Annotated in this window: 12 protein-coding genes; 3 read left to right on the forward strand and 9 right to left on the reverse strand. The window is 65.0% G+C overall.

What is annotated here, in order from left to right; all coding sequences use genetic code 11:
* The first annotated feature begins 84 nt into the window (after window positions 1-84).
* Window positions 85-1,251 (forward strand): alpha-hydroxy acid oxidase, encoded by a 1,167-nt coding sequence (locus tag BSY18_RS09180; protein WP_069050385.1) that lies wholly within the window; start codon window positions 85-87, stop codon window positions 1,249-1,251.
* Window positions 1,252-1,264: 13 nt separating this feature from the next.
* Here BSY18_RS09180 and gspH read toward each other — a convergent pair whose 3' ends face one another.
* The 9 genes from gspH to BSY18_RS09225 form a co-directional block, all read right to left on the reverse strand.
* Window positions 1,265-1,840 carry a type II secretion system minor pseudopilin GspH gene (gene gspH, locus BSY18_RS09185; RefSeq protein ID WP_442856574.1) on the reverse strand — a complete coding sequence of 192 codons (576 nt, stop codon included), beginning with the start codon at window positions 1,838-1,840 and terminating at the stop codon, window positions 1,265-1,267.
* 82 nt (window positions 1,841-1,922) lie between these two features.
* Window positions 1,923-2,393: a type II secretion system major pseudopilin GspG gene (gene gspG, locus BSY18_RS09190; protein WP_054136707.1), complete on the reverse strand. Its 471-nt coding sequence runs from the start codon at window positions 2,391-2,393 to the stop codon at window positions 1,923-1,925.
* Window positions 2,394-2,401: 8 nt separating this feature from the next.
* On the reverse strand, window positions 2,402-3,607 hold the full coding sequence (gene gspF / locus BSY18_RS09195) for a type II secretion system inner membrane protein GspF (RefSeq protein WP_054136706.1): 1,206 nt from the start codon (window positions 3,605-3,607) through the stop codon (window positions 2,402-2,404).
* Window positions 3,607-5,196 carry a type II secretion system ATPase GspE gene (gspE, locus tag BSY18_RS09200; RefSeq protein WP_083231389.1) on the reverse strand — a complete coding sequence of 530 codons (1,590 nt, stop codon included), beginning with the start codon at window positions 5,194-5,196 and terminating at the stop codon, window positions 3,607-3,609. Before gspE ends, gspF begins: the two co-directional genes overlap by 1 nt.
* Window positions 5,193-7,385: a type II secretion system secretin GspD gene (gene gspD / locus BSY18_RS09205; RefSeq protein ID WP_069050387.1), complete on the reverse strand. Its 2,193-nt coding sequence runs from the start codon at window positions 7,383-7,385 to the stop codon at window positions 5,193-5,195. Before gspD ends, gspE begins: the two co-directional genes overlap by 4 nt.
* Window positions 7,382-8,278: a type II secretion system protein N gene (locus BSY18_RS09210; protein WP_083231390.1), complete on the reverse strand. Its 897-nt coding sequence runs from the start codon at window positions 8,276-8,278 to the stop codon at window positions 7,382-7,384. The genes gspD and BSY18_RS09210 overlap by 4 nt, the downstream gene beginning before the upstream one ends.
* A gap of 195 nt (window positions 8,279-8,473) precedes the next feature.
* Entirely contained in the window at window positions 8,474-11,149 is a 2,676-nt protein-coding gene (locus tag BSY18_RS09215) for a TonB-dependent receptor domain-containing protein (RefSeq protein WP_236823495.1), read from the reverse strand.
* A 131-nt stretch (window positions 11,150-11,280) separates the two neighbouring features.
* Entirely contained in the window at window positions 11,281-12,831 is a 1,551-nt protein-coding gene (locus tag BSY18_RS09220) for a hypothetical protein (protein ID WP_069050389.1), read from the reverse strand.
* Between the two features lie 427 nt (window positions 12,832-13,258).
* Entirely contained in the window at window positions 13,259-13,669 is a 411-nt protein-coding gene (locus BSY18_RS09225; protein WP_069050390.1) for a tetratricopeptide repeat protein, read from the reverse strand.
* 210 nt (window positions 13,670-13,879) lie between these two features.
* Between BSY18_RS09225 and BSY18_RS09230 the strand changes: the two genes are divergently transcribed.
* Window positions 13,880-15,526, forward strand: a complete 1,647-nt coding sequence (locus BSY18_RS09230; protein ID WP_069050391.1) for an alkaline phosphatase D family protein — start codon at window positions 13,880-13,882, stop codon at window positions 15,524-15,526.
* A 192-nt stretch (window positions 15,527-15,718) separates the two neighbouring features.
* Window positions 15,719-17,917 (forward strand): M13 family metallopeptidase, encoded by a 2,199-nt coding sequence (locus BSY18_RS09235; protein ID WP_069050392.1) that lies wholly within the window; start codon window positions 15,719-15,721, stop codon window positions 17,915-17,917.
* The last annotated feature ends 22 nt before the right edge of the window (window positions 17,918-17,939 follow it).

A 17,939-nucleotide genomic window follows, 5' to 3' on the forward strand; every position in this document is an offset into this window, starting at 1 on the left:
GCGGGACCCCCGCTTTCGCGGGGGTGACGGGAATATCTGTTGCAAGAGTGTCGGCAGTTGGGACTGGATTTGGGGGCAACACACATGCGACGTTTTCCGGTCCGGCGGCTGGCCGATTGCCACACGGTCGACGATTTTCGTGACCTCGCGCGCCGCAAGCTGCCCTATCCGGTGTTCCATTACATCGATGGCGCCGCCGACGACGAGAGGACGCGGCGCCGCAACACGGCAGCGTACGAGGACTGCGACCTGATCCCCAACGTGCTGGCAGGCGTTGCCGATATCGACATGTCGACCACGCTGATGGGGCGCAAGATCGACATGCCCCTGTTCCTCTCCCCCACCGCGCTGCAGCGACTGTTTCACTGGCGCGGCGAAAAGGCGGTCGGCGCGGCGGCGGAGAAGTTCAACACCTTCTTCGGCATCTCCTCGCTCGCCACGGTCAGCCTTGCCGAGATCGGCGACAGCATCTCCAGCCCCAAGCTGTTTCAGCTCTATGTTCACAAGGACAAGGGATTGAACGCCGCGCTGATCCAGGCGGCCAAGGCAGCGAAGTTCGATGCGCTGGCACTGACCGTGGATACCATCGTCTCGGGCAAGCGCGAGCGGTGCCTGCACACCGGATTCACCTCTCCGCCCAAACTCACGCCCCGGTCGGCGCTGAGCTTTGCCACGCATCCGGGTTGGTCGCTCAACTACATGGGCCGCGAACGCTTTTCGCTGCCCAACCTCGAAAGCCATATCGCGGCGGGCAGCAATGCCGCGATTTCGGTCGCCGACTATTTCAACACCATGCTCGACCAGTCGATGGACTGGGCAATGGCCGAGGACATCCGCAAGGCCTGGGACGGCCCGTTCTGCCTCAAGGGGATCATGAGCGTCGAGGATGCGCGCCGCGCCGTGGCGATCGGCGCAACCGCGATCATGGTCTCCAACCATGGCGGGCGCCAGCTCGACGGCAGCCGCGCGCCGTTCGACCAGCTTGCCGAGATTGTCGATGCGGTCGGCGACAGGATCGAGGTGATCTGCGACGGCGGCATCACCCGCGGCACGCATGTGCTCAAGGCGCTGAGCCTCGGCGCGAAGGCGTGTTCGGGCGGTCGGCTGTATCTCTACGCGCTCGCCGCCGGCGGTCAGCGCGGGGTTGAGCGCACGCTTGCCAACCTGCGCGGAGAGATCGAACGCGGCATGAAGCTGATGGGGGTCACCCGGCTCGACCAGCTGACGCGGGACAACCTGCGCTGGCGGTGACCAGTTCGGCCAACTAGCGGGGGCGGCCCACCTCGCCGGTTGCGCTGATGATGATCCGATCGCTGTTGGCTCCACGCGACAGCACCACCTCCACTGGGGCGTTGGGAAGCCCGGTGCTGTCGAACCAGAAGCGCGCGCGCGAAGGGGCGCCGGCAGCGGCAGGATCGGTCCCAGGCGGCGCAGCGACCTCCGCCGCCTCGCCCGCGATCCGCGCCATCGTCCCCGGCTTCCAGTCGCGGTTGGCGAGCGTGCGCGCGTTCAAGGGCACCCATTGCCGGTCCTGCCGCGCATCGAAACCATAGCCCGACGGCGCGATCCACACAGCGATGGGCCGAGCGCTGACCACCGCCTCATCGCGCGCGGCGGCGACGCGGGCGGCAAAGCGATCGGCGTCTTCGGAGAGCGCCGCGCTGTCGCCGGGCAACGACAGCACAACCGCGCCTGCGACCAGGCCGATGATGAACAGGACGACCATAAGCTCGATGAGGGTGAAGCCGTTCCTCAAATCCTCCCCGAGCTTGTCTCGGGGAGGGGGACCGCCGACCAAAGGTCGGGGGTGGAGGGGTAGCGAGGCGCACATCGTTTTCATGGGCTCGATCCCGCTGCCCCTCCACCATTCGCTCCGCGAACGGTCCCCCTCCCCCAGCAAGCTGGGGGAGGACTTTAGGCGCTTAAGCCCCATCCGCGGTGATATCCGCATTCTCGTTCTCGCCGCCCGGCGCGCCATCGGCGCCCAGCGAATAGAGGTCGAAGGCACCCGTCGTGCCGGGGCTGATATACTGATACGGGCGGCCCCAGGGGTCCTGCGGCAGCTTCTTGATATAGCCGCCGCTGCGATAGCGGCCCGGCTGCGCCAGCGTTGGCGGCGCGGTGACCAGCGCGTTCAGCCCCTCGGCAGATCCCGGATAGGCCAGGTTGTCGAGCCGGTACATTTCGAGCGCCTGGCTCAGCGTCGCGATGTCGCTGCGCGCCTTTTCGGTCATTGCGCGGTCCTGGCTGGGAAGCACGTTGATGACCACGATCGTCGCGAGCAGCCCGATGATGAAGATCACCACCATCAGCTCGACCAAAGTAAACCCGTTGGCACGCTTGCGCGCCTGGGGCGAAAGGCGCTTGAGCAGCGCGGATCGGAATTTCAGCATGTTGGTCCTCATAAGCCAGTCAGGTTCTGAAGCTGCAGGATCGGCAGCAGGATCGACAGGATGATCAGCGCGACCACCCCGCCCATGACCACGATGATAGCTGGTTCTAGCAGGGCCATCGCGGTGGAGGTGAAATTCTGGAACTCGCGTTCGAGATAATCGGCGGCGCGCTCGAGCATGGTATCGAGCTGGCCTGCGCTCTCGCCGCTAGCGACAAGATACACCAGCAGCGGCGGAAAGGTCCCCGCATTCCTGAGCGCGCCCGAAAGCGAGCCCCCCGAACGGATCGACTCCACCGCCTCTTCCAGCGCCTCGCGCAGCACCGCGTTGCGCACGGTGCGTGTGGTCAGCTTCATGCCTTCGAGCAGAGGCAGGCGGCTGTGCACCATGGTCGCCAGCGTCCGCGCCAGCCTTGCCGCGTTCATGTCGCGGATCAGCCGCCCGATCAGCGGCAGCTTGAGCAGCATGCCATCGAAGCGGTATTTGAACGAAGCCACCTTCATGGCGCGCCAGAAGGCGACGCCTGCGAGCACCATCGCAATGGCCAGCGCCCACCACCAGTTGCTGAGGAAATCGGAGATGCCGATGACGATCCGCGTGATCAGCGGCAGCTGAGTAGAGGCATTGTCGAACTGTTCGACCACGCGCGGCACCACCGAGATCATCAGCCCGGCCACCACGCCGAACGCGACCAGGGTCAGGATGATCGGATAAGCGAGCGCCGAGATGATCTTGCCGCGCACCTCGGCCTGCTGTTCGAGCAAGGCTGCGAGCCGCTCGGTAATCACCGGCAGCGAGCCCGAGCTTTCGCCCGCGCTGATCATCGCGCGGAACAAAGGCGGGAAGCTGCGCGGCTCGCGCGCCATCGCTTCGGCGAGCGACTGCCCTTCCATCACGCCCGCATGCACGTTGATCAGCACCTCGCGTGCATTGGCCTTTTCGGTCTGGCGGCTGATCGTGCGCAGCGCCTCTTCCAGGGGGCTGACGCTCATCAGCGACGACATCTGCCGGGTGAACAGGGTGAGCTGCTTGGGGCTCAATCGCGCGGTGCGCTGCGAGATCAGCGCCTTGCGCGGTGGTGCAGGTGTGACGGTAACGATGTGGAACGCCTTGCGGATCAGCGCCGCGCGCGCCTGCGCATCCGAAGGCGCGCTGATCCGCCCCTGTCGCTCGCGCCCGGCGGAATCGATCACCTTATAGGCAAAGTCAGCCATCAGGCTCTCAGCGGTTCGGGCACCGGCTCGGCCTCGCGCCGCGAAATGCGGATCGCCTCTTCGGCCGTGGTCTGGCCGGTGCGCACCAGTTCGCGCGCCGCCGAGCCCAGATTGGGCGCATTCAGGAAGGCGTGCCGCGCGATGATCGCCTCATCGCCGCCATCGTTGATCAGGCGGCGAATGGTTTCATCCACCCGCACCGCCTCGAAAACGCCGATGCGGCCCTGGAAGCCGGTGTGGTTGCAATGGTCGCAGCCGACCGGACGATAGACCACGGTACCCTTGTCGAAGCCGAGCAAAGAGGCGAGCGAGCCATCGGCCTGCACCGGCTCGCGGCATTCGGGGCACAGCCGCCGCACCAGCCGCTGCGCGACGACCGCGCGCAAGGTCGAGGCGAGCAGGAACGGCTCGATCTTCATGTCGCGCATCCGGGTGATCGCGCCGATCGCGTCGTTGGTGTGGACGGTCGAGAGCACCAGATGCCCGGTGAGCGAGGCCTGCACCGCGATCTCGGCGGTCTCGTGATCGCGGATTTCGCCGATCATCACCACATCGGGGTCCTGGCGCAGGATCGCGCGCAGCCCGGCGGCGAAGGTCAGCCCGACCTTGGGGTTCACCTGAGTCTGGCCGACACCCTCGATGGCGTACTCGACCGGGTCCTCGACGGTCAGCATGTTGCGCGAGCCGTCGTTGAGCTGCTTGAGGCACGAATAGAGCGTGGTGGTCTTGCCCGATCCGGTGGGACCCGTAACCAGCACGATGCCATTGGGCTCGGACAGCGCCTCGGCAAGGATCTTGTGGGTGCGCGGGCTCATGCCCAGCAGCCCCAGATCCATATTGGCGTTTTCCTTGTCGAGCAAACGCAGCACCACGCGCTCACCCGCCCGGCTGGGCAAGGTCGATACGCGCACGTCGAGCAGTTTGCCGCCGATCGTCAGCCCGATGCGGCCATCCTGCGGAACGCGGCGCTCGGCGATGTCCAATCGCGCCATCACCTTGATGCGGCTGACGATCACCGGCGCGACATTGGGCGGCATCCGCAGCTTTTCCTGCAGCACGCCATCCATCCGCATGCGGATCACGAGGCCCGTTTCATAAGGCTCGATATGGATATCCGACACGCCCTGCCGCGCCGCCTCGGCGATGACGCCGTTGATCAGCCGGATCGCAGGCGCATCGTCGGCGCTGTCGAGCAAATCCTCGGCACTGGGAAGGTCGCTCGCCAGCATCTCCAGATCGCTGCCATCGATGTTCATCGAGCTTGCCATCGCCGCGGCATTGCCTTCGACCGCATAATGATCCGACAGATAGCGCTCGAACTGCGCCACCGGGGCGAGCTCGACATCGAACGGCATCGCCAGATAGCGCCGCACCTCGAGCAAGGTGATCGGGTCCGCGCCCTCGCGCAGCGCGACCTTGAGCCGCCCGTCGGCCTCGCCCAGCATCACCACGCCGTTGTCGCGGGCAAAACCATAGGGAATGTCGAGCATCATCCGCGCGAGACTGCGCTCGGCGGCAAGCTCGAGCGGCGCGTCGGCGGCGGCTTCATCGATCGTGCCGTCACCGGCTTCGCCCTTGCGGATCTTCATGGCCGGTCTCCCCCCACCGGCGGCAGCTCGGCCTGGCCGGGCTGGCTGGCAGGCAGCGTGGTTGTGTCGAGCGGTCCGCTACCGGGCATCGGACGCGGCGCGATCACCTGGTCATTCGGCCCCGGCGGCGCGGCGACCGGAATGTTCGCGCCCAGATAGTCGCGCACGATGGTGTCGAGCGAGGGTTCGACCTTGGGGTTGAACTCGATCTGCGCCGCGCGGACATAATTGTAGCGCCGCGCCGCGATCGCCTGCGCGTCCTCGGCGGTGCGCAGGATCGTCGGGCGGATGAACACCATCAGGTTGGTCTTGGTCCGCTCGCGCCCGCGCGACTTGAACAGCTCGCCGATGATCGGGATGTCGCCGAGCAGCGGGATCTTCTGGATCGTGCGGCGCTCGTTGTCGTCGAGCAGACCGCCCAAAGCGATGATCTCGCGGTCCTTGACCGTAACCGTGGTCTTGACCTCGCGCTTGTTGATGATCAGCTCGTTGAAATCGTTGCTCACCGGTCCGACGATCGAGCTGACCTCCTGCCTGATGTCGAGCTTGATCTGGTTGCCCGCGTTGATCTGCGGCTTCACCTCGAGCTCGATGCCGACATTCTGCCGCTGGATGGTGCGGAAGGCGTTGTCGAAATTGTTCGACAGCGCCTCGCCGGTGCTGATTGGGATTTCCTGGCCGAACAGGATCGAGCCCTGCACATTGTCGTTCACGGTCAGCGATGGCGTCGACAGGATGTTGGACTCGCTGTCCTCCTGCACCGCATTGATGATCGCGCCCAAGACCCGGTTGTTGCCGATATCGGCAGCAAAGCCGGTATAGCCGCCGCGCGCGCCCAAGATGCGGTTGGCAGCGTTCTGGCGCAGGAAATCGCCCACCGCGCTGTTGTTGCTGGTGGTCACGGTATCACCGTTGATCACCGTGGTGGTCTCATCCAGATCGTTGGCGAGAATGCCGCCCGCGATATCGAGGATGTTGGGCGCGACGTTGGAGAACGGGGTGACGAGGAACGGAATGTCCTTGCCGCCGATCAGGAACTGCACGCCGAGCTCGCGAGCGACCCGGTCGGAGATCTCGACGATGATCGCCTCGACCAGCACCTGTTCCTGGCGGATATCGAGCTGGCGCACGAGCTCGGCGAGCGAGCGCTGGACATCGACCGGGGCGGAGATGATCACCGCATTGGCGCCTTCATAGCGCGTGATGATCGCGGTGCCGCGTCCGTTCGAAAGCCCCACCGCGCCGCCGATCGGGGAGGACGCCGCAGCCGGGGCTGCGCCATTGGCAGAGGGAGCCGCCGCAGGCGTCGCGGACATCGGCTGCAAACCGCCGCCGCCCTGCGCGCCGACCATCATTTGCAGCACCGGCACCAATTGCTCGGCATCGGCATAATCGAGCCAGATCACGCGGATCTCGCTGCCGTTCGCAGCGCGCGCATCGAGCTCCCTGGCGATCGCGGTCAGCCGCGCAACGGTGGGCGCATCGCCGCGCAGCGCGACCGAATTGCTCGAATCCACCGCGACGACCGACACCAGCGGCGCGCCGCCCCCGCCGCCTTCCGCGCCGCCGCCGGGCGCGGGCGCCAGCTGCTGCAGCGTCATCGCGATCTCGCGCGCGCCGGCATGGTTGAGCGTGATCACCTGGGTGGTCGCATTGTCGCGATCGATCTGGCCGATCAGCGCGCGGATGCGGCGGATGTTGTCGGCATAATCGGCGACGACCAGGCTGTTGCCGCTGCGGTTGGCGGTGATCGATCCTTCGCGGCTGACAAGCGGACGCAGCGTCTCGACCGCGGTGGTCGCGTCGATCGCGCGCAGGCGGAAGACCTCGGTGACGAACTCGTTCTGCCCGCCGCGACTGCCCACCCGGCCCGGCGCAGACGCTGCGCCATCGGTCGGCTGGATGCGATAGGCGCCGTTGGCGGTCGGCACCGCGATCAGCCCGTTGGCGCGCAGCGTGGAGAGGAACACCTCGAAATACTCGCTGCGGCTCAAGGGTCGGTCGGTAACCACCGAAACCTTGCCCTGCACACGGCCATCGATGATGAACGTGCGCCCGGTCACCGTGGCCGCATCCTCGATAAAGGCGCGTACATCGGCATCGCGGACATTGAGGCTGTGCTGCGCGGCCAGAGGTGACGCGAACACGAGCGCGGCGCAAAGCGCCAGGGTTGAAATGTGTTTTTTCATGGTTCCGGTATGATCAGCGCAATGGGAAGGGTCTCGGTGCCGCGCTCAATGAGCAGCGACAGCCGGGCTCCGGGACGAAGCTGCCCTGCCAACGCCGCGCCATCCTGCGCGGAGCTGACCTTGCGGCCGTTGATTTCGGTGACGATATCGCCGGGCTTGAAGCCGGCCTGCGCGAACACCGCGCCATCGGCCTTGGGGGTGACGGCAAAACCGCTGACCCGCCCGTTCTCATTGCGCGGGGCAAAGCCGATGCCCGCGGTGATCGCCTCTGCAGTGAGCGGCCCGGCCTGCGCCACAGGCAGCGCCTGCGCCGGTGTGGCTGGCGCCGCCGCTGTGTCGCCCACGGTATCGGCGGGAACCGACTGGTCGATGAACAGGCTCTCGCGCAATCCGCCGCGTTCGAGCACGACATGATCGAACAGCACCTGCACCAGCTTGACGCCCGGTGCCACCTCCTCGCCCACGCCATAGCTGCGCTGGACGCCGTCCGACCCGGCGATGATCGCCGAGCCGCCGCCCGAAGCCTCGTTCATCCGCAAACCGTAGAGCGTCAGATCGAGCGAGGTGACTGCCGCGCTGGCATCGCCCGCGGTCGCCGCGCGGTCGAACCCGTCGAAGCTCGCGAACAGCGCGGCGCGCGAAGGCGCGGACATGACATTGGCGGTGCGCGCCTGCCAGTCGCCCAAAGGCGCGATCGGTGTGATGATGGTCCAGATCAGCCGCGCGATCTGGATGACCAGCGCAAGGATCAGCAGCGCCCGCAGCCAGCCATACAACTCCTTGGGCAGAAACCGCGCCAGACCGCTGGCCGGGGCTGCAAATCTTGCCGACCGGAATCGGGAAAGAGAAGCACCAAGGCCTGTCTGCGCGCCGTGATGGGCCGCTGATGCCACGAATCACTCCCCGTTGCGGGCCGATCCCCTTGGCCCTGACACGCTGCTAGGCGCGGCGCATGACGGTTGGATTACCAGTTTATGACAGATATTTGAATGCAAATGCGCGCGTGATCGGCCTGAAACGCCAACGGCAAGGGGCAGCCCCTGCGGACTGCCCCCCATCACACATATCGTTTGGCCGCCTTGGACCGATCAGAACTGCAGCGATGCGCTGATCGAGAAGGCCCGGCCGATGTCATAGGCGTTGTTGAGAATGGTCGAAGTGTTGAGCTGCTGGAATTCGACATAATCGGTTCCCAGCAGGTTGCGGGCCTCGAACTTGAGCTCGGCGACCTTGTTGAAGACCTTGAAGCCCTCGCGCCACACGAAGTCGAGCCGGGGACCGGTGTATTCGACGAAATCGGGCTGGCCCGCAGGACCGCGGTTGGTCACGCGGTTGCTGTTCCACGACAGCAGGATGGTCTGCTGCGACAGACGTTCGCCGGTGCCTTCAAGCCCGACCTGCATGTTGGCGATATGATCGGACTGGCCGGTCAGCGCAAAGCCGCCGGTGCGGAAGATCGTCGAGGCGGCGACCATGTTGCCGCTCAGCGGATCGGCGATCTGGTCCTGCGCGGTCACCTTCACATCCGAATTGGTGTAGGTGTAGTTGCCCGCGATCAGCAGACGGCGTTCCTCGAAGAAGGTGCCGCCCAGATCGATCAGATCGAAATATTTCACCAGCTCGATTTCCGCACCGTAGAGCGTGGCGGTGGGTGCGTTGGCGAAGGTGGTGAAGAAGTTGTCGCCCTGACGGAAACCGAGGTTTTCGATCGGATCCTTGATGTCCTTGTAGAAGATCGCGGCGGTCACGCGCTCGTCACGCCCGAAGAAATATTCGTAGCGCGCTTCGAGGTTGATCAGGCGGCTGTTCTTGAGGAACGGGTTGCCAAAGAAGGTGCGGTCGAATTCCAGATCGAGATACTGCTGCGGCGCAAGCTCGCGGAACTGCGGCCGGGCGATGGTCTTGGAGGCGGCAAAGCGCACCTGCATGTCCTCGGCCAGGTTCCAGGTCAGCGTCGCGGCAGGCAGAAAGTCGTCCTTCTTGATGCTGGTCGCCACCAGATTGGCGCTGCCCAGGCCGAACAGATCGATCGGCAGCACGAACTGGGAGCCATCTTCATAGCGCACGCCTGCCTGAAGCTTGAGGGTGTCGGTGAACTTGGCCTCGAACTGCAGATAGCCTGCATGCACTTCCAGCCCGGCATCATAGGCTGCCGCGCCGTTGGTGCCCGAGGTTTCGACCAGGCGGACATCGAAGGTGTAGACGTTGAAGTCCGACAGCAGGAAGTCGGGGCGCTGCTGCGAAACCGCAAACGGCAGCGGTCCCTGCCCGCTCAGGAAGCGGAAGTCGCGGCGGATCGAGGTACGGTCGTTCTTGTAATAGGCATAGCCGGCCGAGAAGGTGATCGGAAAGCCGATGTCGGTGTCATAGGCAAGGTCGACATTGGCGCCGTAGACATTGTCGTCGAGATCGCTGAACGCGATGCGCGCGCCCTCGCCCGCCGACTGGAGATCGTTGACGAAGTCACCAGCGACCGCGTTGAAGGTATAGTCGAACGTCCGCTCATACGGGGCTTCGCGCTGCGAATTGGCGTAGCTGCCGCGGAAGTTGAGGCGGAAATCGTCGAACTTCATCTCGCCGACGAACTGGGTGTTCATCAGCTGGCGTTCGAACCAGTTGGTACGGCTGCGGTTGATCAGCCGGGTGTCGGTGACGCGCGCGTCGATGCCTTCACGGATCGATGCGTCCTTAAGCGTATCGCGGATGAAGACGTTGGTGAGCTTGAACTTGTGCTCGCCGACGTCCGCGGTGATGCCCAGCAGGCCGTTGACGACGATGCGGTTCTCGGTGGTCAGATAGCGGAAATCGATGTCGGGGTTGAGCGTATCGACGCCGTTCACCGGCACGATGCCCTGCGAGATCTGCTGGACGCCGCCGCGCGTACGCCAGGTATTGTTGATGCCGGTCGCGCCGACGATGCCGATGTTGACATCGCCGATCAGAAAGCTGGTCGCGCCGCTGATCTGGCCCGAGAAATTGACCGGGATGTTGTTGTTGCGCTGGATCAGCGCAGTGTTGGCGTTGGCCAGGCTTGCGGTCAGGTCGCGCACTTCACCGGCGGTGAAATTGGCCCCCACGGAAATCGGATTGCCCGAGGCAAAGGCGTTGCGCAGGTTGCGCGGCAGCGTACGCGCGCCATTGTCGAAGCCGGTGAAATCGGTCGAGGAGCCGAAATAGGTATAGCCCACCTCGCCGGTGGTGATGGTGTCACCGCCGGTGCCGACCTCGATCTTGAAGAACGGGTCGCGCGGAACCGACTTGGTGGTGAGGTTGATTGCGCCACCGCCGAATTCGCCCGGATAGTCCACCGAATAGCTCTTCTGGATGGTGGTCGAGGCGATGACGCTGGTCGGGAAGATGTCGAGCGGCACGGTGCGGCGCAGCGGATCGGGCGAGGTCAGCGGCGATCCGTTCATCAGCGCGAGCGAATAGCGTTCACCCAGACCGCGAACGAACACGAAGCGGCCGCCGACGACGCTGAGGCCGGTCACGCGCTGCAGCGATCCGGCAATGTCGCCATCGGCGGTGCGCGCGATGTCGGCTTCGCTGAGGACCGAGAGCACCTCGGAGGTCGCTCGGATCGGGTTGGGGATGAAGCGACCGCGCACCACGATTTCACTGCTGCCGCCGCCCGCACCGGGACCGGAGATTTCGATCTCTTCCTGGGCGGGTTCCTCGGCGTCCGGTTCCTCGGCAGCCGGTTGGGCGGCATCCTGGGTCGGCTGCGCGGGGGCTTCCTGGGCGAAGGCGGCCGGCGAAACCAAGCCTGAGCTGGCCATCAGCAATGCAGCGAATGAAAGCGGCGTCAATTTCGCCATGAGTCCCTCCAAGAATTCATCAAAAAGGGGCGGCGGCGCTTTTCGCCGCCGCCCCGAAACCGGTCAGCGGTTTACAATCAGGTGGTCGGAATGGTCGGCACGGCGGTGCAAGCAGGCGTGCTGCTGTAAAGGCCGCAGGTCCATCCCTGGAACCGCGTGTCGGCAGCATCACGCACCGCACCGATATAGGTGACCGAGTTGTAGAAGCTGTTGATCGCGGTGACGTTGAACACCGGACGCGCGGTTTCGTTGGCACCATTGATGAAGATGCCCGACAGCGTCGAGGTGCCGTTGGTGGTGTTGTTCGATCCGGCGGTGAACAGCGCCTGGATGGCGGCAACGGTCACGTTGCCATCATCGGTGAAGGCGTTGGGGCAGCTGAGGAACACCGATTCAAAGCGCGGCGGGCCGGCTTCGTCACCAGCGCCCGCAGTGCCTGCGGCCTGCATCGTCACCGCCGAGTCAACGTCAAGGCACCAGCCGGGACCGCTGATCACGCTGTTGAACGCGGCAAAGTCCATGCCGCCGCGCAGCAGGATCGCCGCTTCGTCTGCGGTGGTCTGGGTGGAGACGAACGTGGCGTTCGACATCGACCACTTGGTGCGCGGCTCGGCGTTTTCGTTGCCGTTCGAATCGCCTTCGATCACGTGGTTGGCGCTGGCGGTCTGGATGCCCAGCAGGAACTGGTTGAAGCCCTGATAGCCCAGATCCATGTCGAAGGTGTCGTCGTCATTGCCCAGGCCGACGAGGTTGCGTCCGTTGACGCGGCCGCCAAACCATTCGATGCCGTCGTCCGAGCTGTTGTAGACCTGCACGTTCTGGAAGAAGGTGCCCGAGCCCACGCCTGCCAGGGTGATGCCGTTGAGCTCGTTGCCCGGCTGGACCTCGAAGCCCGAATAGCGAACCTGGAAGAACGCGATGCGGCCCGAGTTGTCGGTGGGGACCGCACCGCCATAATTGGCGTTGGTGCCTTCGACGACGCCCGAGCAATCGGTGCGGGTGCCGCCAGGGTTGGTCGGCGAACCGGTGGCGCAGTCGGAAAGCGGCGCACGGCCGAGGATCACGACACCGCCCCACAGGCCCTTGGAGTTGGCGGTGGCGGTGCCCACGACGTTGTCGCGTGCGGTGAAGATGATCGGCTGAGTCGCGGTGCCTTCGGCAAACAGCTGCGAGCCGCGGTTGACCAGAAGGAAGTCGGCGCCCGACGATCCGAAGAAGGTCACGCCCGGCTCGATGGTCAGGATGGCCGAGGTTCCGGCGCCACCTGCGGCACCGACATCGACGCCGACCTGAACGCGGCCCGAGAGCGAGTAGACAGTGCCGGCGCGGCGCGGGATCACCAGGTTGGTCGTGATCGTGCCCGAAAGCTGGCAGTTGCGGGCAACTGCGCCGCCACCCAGCGTGATGGTGCCGACATTGGCGGTGCCGTTGGGGCAGTCTGCAGCCGGACCGGTCGGGGTCGGCGTGGGGGTCGGAGTCGGCGTCGGGGCGGGCGCGGGTGCCGGCGTGGGAGTCGGAACAACGATGACGCCTTCGCCGGGCGATGCGACGTCATCTGCGCCGCAAGCGGTAACTACCAGGGCCGCGGCCGAAGCCATCAGGACCGAACGAACACGTGCATTGAGCATCTTTGAATCTCCGCAAATCAGGACAGATCAGTCTGTCGGCTTTTCTGGAACGAGGCGGAGATGAGCTGATTCCACCCCCTGGAACGCCGTTCGAGGGGGCAGATAGGCAGGCAAGATGAACCTGCGGCGCTATTTCAGTGACAATGGAGCGACAGGATTATGACGGTTTGGAGTCTTATGTGACAGAACCGGGTCACGGGGCAGATGCACCGACCTATCTACCTAATAAATAAGGACTAATCCGAACGCCTGGGCGAAGCCTGCAGTTCAGCCAAGGCCTTGGCGAGCGCCGAATGAGTCGCCACGCGCATGCGCATTGCGCGAATAAGGTGACTTAATTGCCACAACTGTCCCACAGCCGGACGCATAAACGCCCGGCCGGAACAGGTCCGGCCGGGCGCTGGTGATTTTCGATCGATCGGCGCGATCAGCGGCTGGCATAGCCCTGATCGAGGCGGCGCATGGCGTGGCGCGCGGCAACGCGGCTGTCCATCACGCGCCCGTCCGACAGGATGATGTCGAACGATGCCGGGGCGTTGATCGCCGCCTGGTAATGCTGACGCGCCGAAGCAACATCGCCCATCTTGGCATAGGCCAGCCCCATGTTGATCAACCTTGCGGGATCGCGGCGGGCGGCCGGTGAAACCTGTTTCTCTGCGGCCTGCATCTGTTCCAGAGCGGCCGGGTAATTGCCCTGCAGCAGCGCGGCATAGCCCAGCGCGCCGGCATCATAACCGATTTCATTCGCCGCCGCCCGGTTCTGCACAGGCTGGGCAAAGCCAGGCGCAGCCATACCGAGGGCGGCCACGGCCGCGATTGCGATAACTTTGGTGTTCATGTCATCTGATCCTTTCTCAACGTGACAGGTCGAATGCTATGCCTATGTGACAGTCAATGCAACATCATTGTCATATAAAAGACGTTCATATGTCATATTTCTGTAATCTTCAAAATTTCACGCTATTGTCACACGCACGACACGGGACTTGACCATCAGACACGCGCGCTGTCCGATGCGCTGCAAAAACACTCCGGAGAGGCCGTCCCCATGACCATGACAATCGACCGCAGGCTGCTGATCAAGGCGGGCACCTTCGGGCTTGCCGCGCTGTCCATTCCCGGTGCGGCGCAGGCGCTGTTTGCAGGGCGCGGCTTCACCCATGGCGTGGCGAGCGGCGAACCTTCGGGCAATTCGGTGCTGCTGTGGACGCGCTATGTCGCGGACAGCGACGCCCGACTGACCGCCGAGCTCTCCCCTACCCCCGATTTCGCCAGGCCTGTGGGCGGCGGGTCGGTCACTGCCAGCGCCGCGCGCGACCATATCGCCAAGCTCACCGTCACAGGGCTCAAGCCCGACAGCTGGTATTTCTATCGCTTCGTTGCGGCCGATGGCAGCACGTCACCGGTCGGCCGCACCCGTACGCTGCCGGTGGGCGAGACCGCAGGCTTCAACATCGGCGTGTTCTCCTGCTCCAACCTGCCCTTTGGCTGGTTCAACGGCTATGCCCATGCCGCCGCGCGCAACGACCTGGATCTGGCGGTGCACACCGGCGACTATGTCTATGAATACGGTCTCGACGTGTACCCCACGCGCGGTCAGGCGCTCCCCGGACGCAGCGTCCAGCCCGATCACGAGATGGTGACGCTGGCCGATTACCGGCTGCGCTATGCCAGCTACCGGCTCGATGCCGATCTGCAGCGGCTGCACCAGGTGGTGCCGATGATCGCGATGTGGGACGACCACGAGATCGCCAACGACAGCTATCGCGATGGCGCGCAGAACCATCAGAGCGACAGCGAAGGCGATTATGCGACCCGCCGCCGCATCGCCGAACAGGTCTATCGCGAGTGGATGCCGGTCGCCGATCTGGCGCCCGCCGACCCCTTGTGGACCAGCTACCAGATCGGCAACCTTGCCACGCTGATCCGCACCGAAAGCCGCCTGTCGGGCCGAGACAAACCCGCCGAGCTCGCCGATGCGTTTGCCGGTGGCGGCGACATCGCTGCAGCACTGGCCAGGTTCCGCGACGAAAAATGGGTCGACCCTGCCCGCCATATGCTGGGTGACGATCAGGCACGCTGGCTGGGCGCGCAGTTCAAGGCGTCCAAGGCGTCGGGCACCCGCTGGCAGGTGTGGGCGCAGCAATGCGTGATGGGATCGATGAAGCTTCCGCTCGAAACCGCCGACTGGGTGCCCAGGGACGCGCCCGCGATCGTGCGCAGCCGATCGGCTGCGGGGCTTGCCGCGAGCAAGGCCGGCCTGCCGTTCAACATGGACGCATGGGATGGCTACCCCGTCCAGCGCGAGGCGCTGCTCCAGTCCGCGCAAGCCGCGGACGCCGATCTGGTCGTGCTGTCGGGCGACAGCCACAATGGCTGGGGCTTCGATCTGGATGCGGGCGACAAGCCCGCCGGGGTCGAGTTTGCCGGTCATTCGATCAGCTCGCCGGGGTTCGAGGCCTATGCGCCGACCATTGCCCCCGCCGATGTCGCAGGTGCACTGGTGCGCGGCAATCCGCAGCTCAAATGGGCCGATACCAGCTCGCGCGGCTACATGACGCTGCAACTGACCCAGCAAAGCGCCACAGCGCACTGGCACAAGTTGCGCACCATTCGCGAACGCAGCACCGATCTGGCCGGAAGCAGCAGCCTGAGCGTCCTTCCCGGACGGCGGACGATCGCGATGCCCGGCTGATCGCGGCCGCGGGGGCGGCGCGGCCAGCTGGTGCTGCAAAGCCGTTGGTCGACGCTGCCCTGCTGCCTGCCGAAAAGCTTTGCCCGCCTGTCGGACACGCCCTAGGCTGCCCGCATCGTCGCAGTCCGCCGTTCCGGCGCGGCATGGCGACCGCCTGCAATGCGGGCTCAACAAACCTTAGGGGAGCTACATATGGTAAAATCGATTCTGCTGGCATCGGCAGCGCTCATCGCGCTGGCGGCGTCACCTGTCAGCGCGCACGAAACCGACGGCAAGGGCCCGGAAATCGACCTGCTGATCGAAGGCGAAGCGTCTGCCGACGCGCCGCTGGCCGGCACCCCCGATGCCGAGGGCATCACCACCACCGCGCGCGACTATTGGGGCAAATGGGGCATCGACACCACCGTGATGAACCCGGCGGTCAAGCCCGGCGATGACTTCTACGCCTATGTTAACGGCAAGTGGCTCGACAGCTTCGAAATGCCCGCCGATCGTACCCGCTATGGCGCGTTCACGCTGCTCGCCGAAAAGTCCGAGCAGCGCGTGCGCAAGATCATCGACGAGCTCGCCGCAACCAAGCCCGATCCGAAGACCGGCGCAGGCAAGGTTGCCGCGTTCTACAATTCCTATCTCGATACCGCAGCGATCGACGCGGCGGGCCTTGCCCCTGCCCAGCCCTATCTCGACAAGATCAAGGCGGCCAAGACCCGCGAAGACCTTGCCAAATTGTTCGGCGCGCCCGGCTTCCGCAGCCCGGTGGCAGGCTTTGTCGATATCGATTCCAAGCAGACCGACACCTATATCTTCCAGGTGACCCAGGCGGGCCTGGGCCTGCCCGACCGCGACTATTATCTCGTCGACAGCGAGGCGAACCTGAAGATCCGCGCCGGATACATGCAGTATCTGACGTTCCTGATGGGCAAGGCAGGCTATGCCGATCCGGCGGCCACCGCGCAGACGGTCTATGATCTGGAAAAGCAGATCGCGACCGCGCATTGGGACCGCGCCGTGGGCCGCAACCGCAACCTCACCTACAACAAGCTCACCAAGGCCGAGATGGTGGCATTGGGCGGCGGTTTCCCGGTCGAGACCTTCATGAAGGCGATCGGCGTCGACGGCCAGCAGGACTTCGTCGTCCGCCAGCTCACCCCGACCGCCGAGGAACTGGCCGCCGAAAAGCTGACCCCCGAACAGGCGGCCAAGCTCGGCAGCGGCATCGGCGGGCTGTTCACGCTCGCCAACACCGCACCGATCGCGGCGTGGCAGGCCTGGCTTGCCGCCGGTTTCCTCTCGAGCAACGCCAGCGTGCTGCCCTCGGATATCGATGAGGCCAATTTCGCATTCTACGGCAAGGTGCTGGGCGGCCAGCAGAAGCAGCGCGAGCGCTGGCAGCGCGGTGTCGCCGCGGTCGAAGGCACGATGGGCGAGATCGTCGGCAAGATCTATGCGGACCGCTATTTCCCGTCTGAAAACAAGGCCGCGATGGACGAGCTGGTCGGCAATCTGCGCAAGGCGATGGCGGCGAACCTCGACGACATCACCTGGATGGGCGATGCCACCAAGGTGGAGGCGCGCGACAAGCTCGCCAAGTTCACCCCCAAGATCGGCTATACCGAAAAGTTCGAGACCTATGACAGCCTGGCGATCGCGCCGGGCAAGGCGCTCGACAATGTCATCGCCGCGACCACCTGGGGCTATAAGGACAACATCTCCAAGCTGGGCAAGCCGATCGACAAGACCGAATGGTTCATGCTGCCGCAGACGGTGAACGCATATTACTCGCCGCCGCGCAACGAGATCGTCTTCCCCGCCGCGATCCTGCAGCCGCCGTTCTTCAACCTGACCGCGGACCCGGCGGTGAATTATGGCGCGATCGGCGGGGTCATCGGCCATGAAATGGGCCATGGCTTCGATGACCAGGGATCGAAGTCGGACGGCGACGGCGTACTGCGCGACTGGTGGACGCCCGAAGACCAGGCCAACTTCAAGAAGCTGACCAGCGCGCTCGTCGCGCAGTACAGCGCCTTGTGCCCGCTCGACGACGGCAAGACCTGCGTCAACGGCGCGCTCACGCTGGGCGAGAACATCGGCGATGTCGGTGGCCTCTCGATGGCGTACCGCGCCTACAAGATCCACCTGAACGGCAAGGAGGACAAGGTGATCGACGGGCTGACCGGCGACCAGCGCTTCTTCATGGCCTGGGCACAGGTGTGGCGCAACAAGTCGCGCGAGGAGTTCCTGCGCCAGCAGCTGCAGACGGACTCGCACTCGCCCGCCAATTACCGCGCCAACGGCACCGTCCGCAATTTCGACGAGTGGTACAAGGCATTCGACGTCAAGCCGGGCGACGCATTGTACCTGCCGCCCGAAAAGCGCATCCGCATCTGGTGATCACGCGTCACCGGTGGCTCCC

The sequence above is a fragment of the Blastomonas sp. RAC04 genome, from assembly GCF_001713435.1.
In the GTDB taxonomy this organism is placed as follows: Bacteria; Pseudomonadota; Alphaproteobacteria; order Sphingomonadales; family Sphingomonadaceae; genus Blastomonas; species Blastomonas fulva.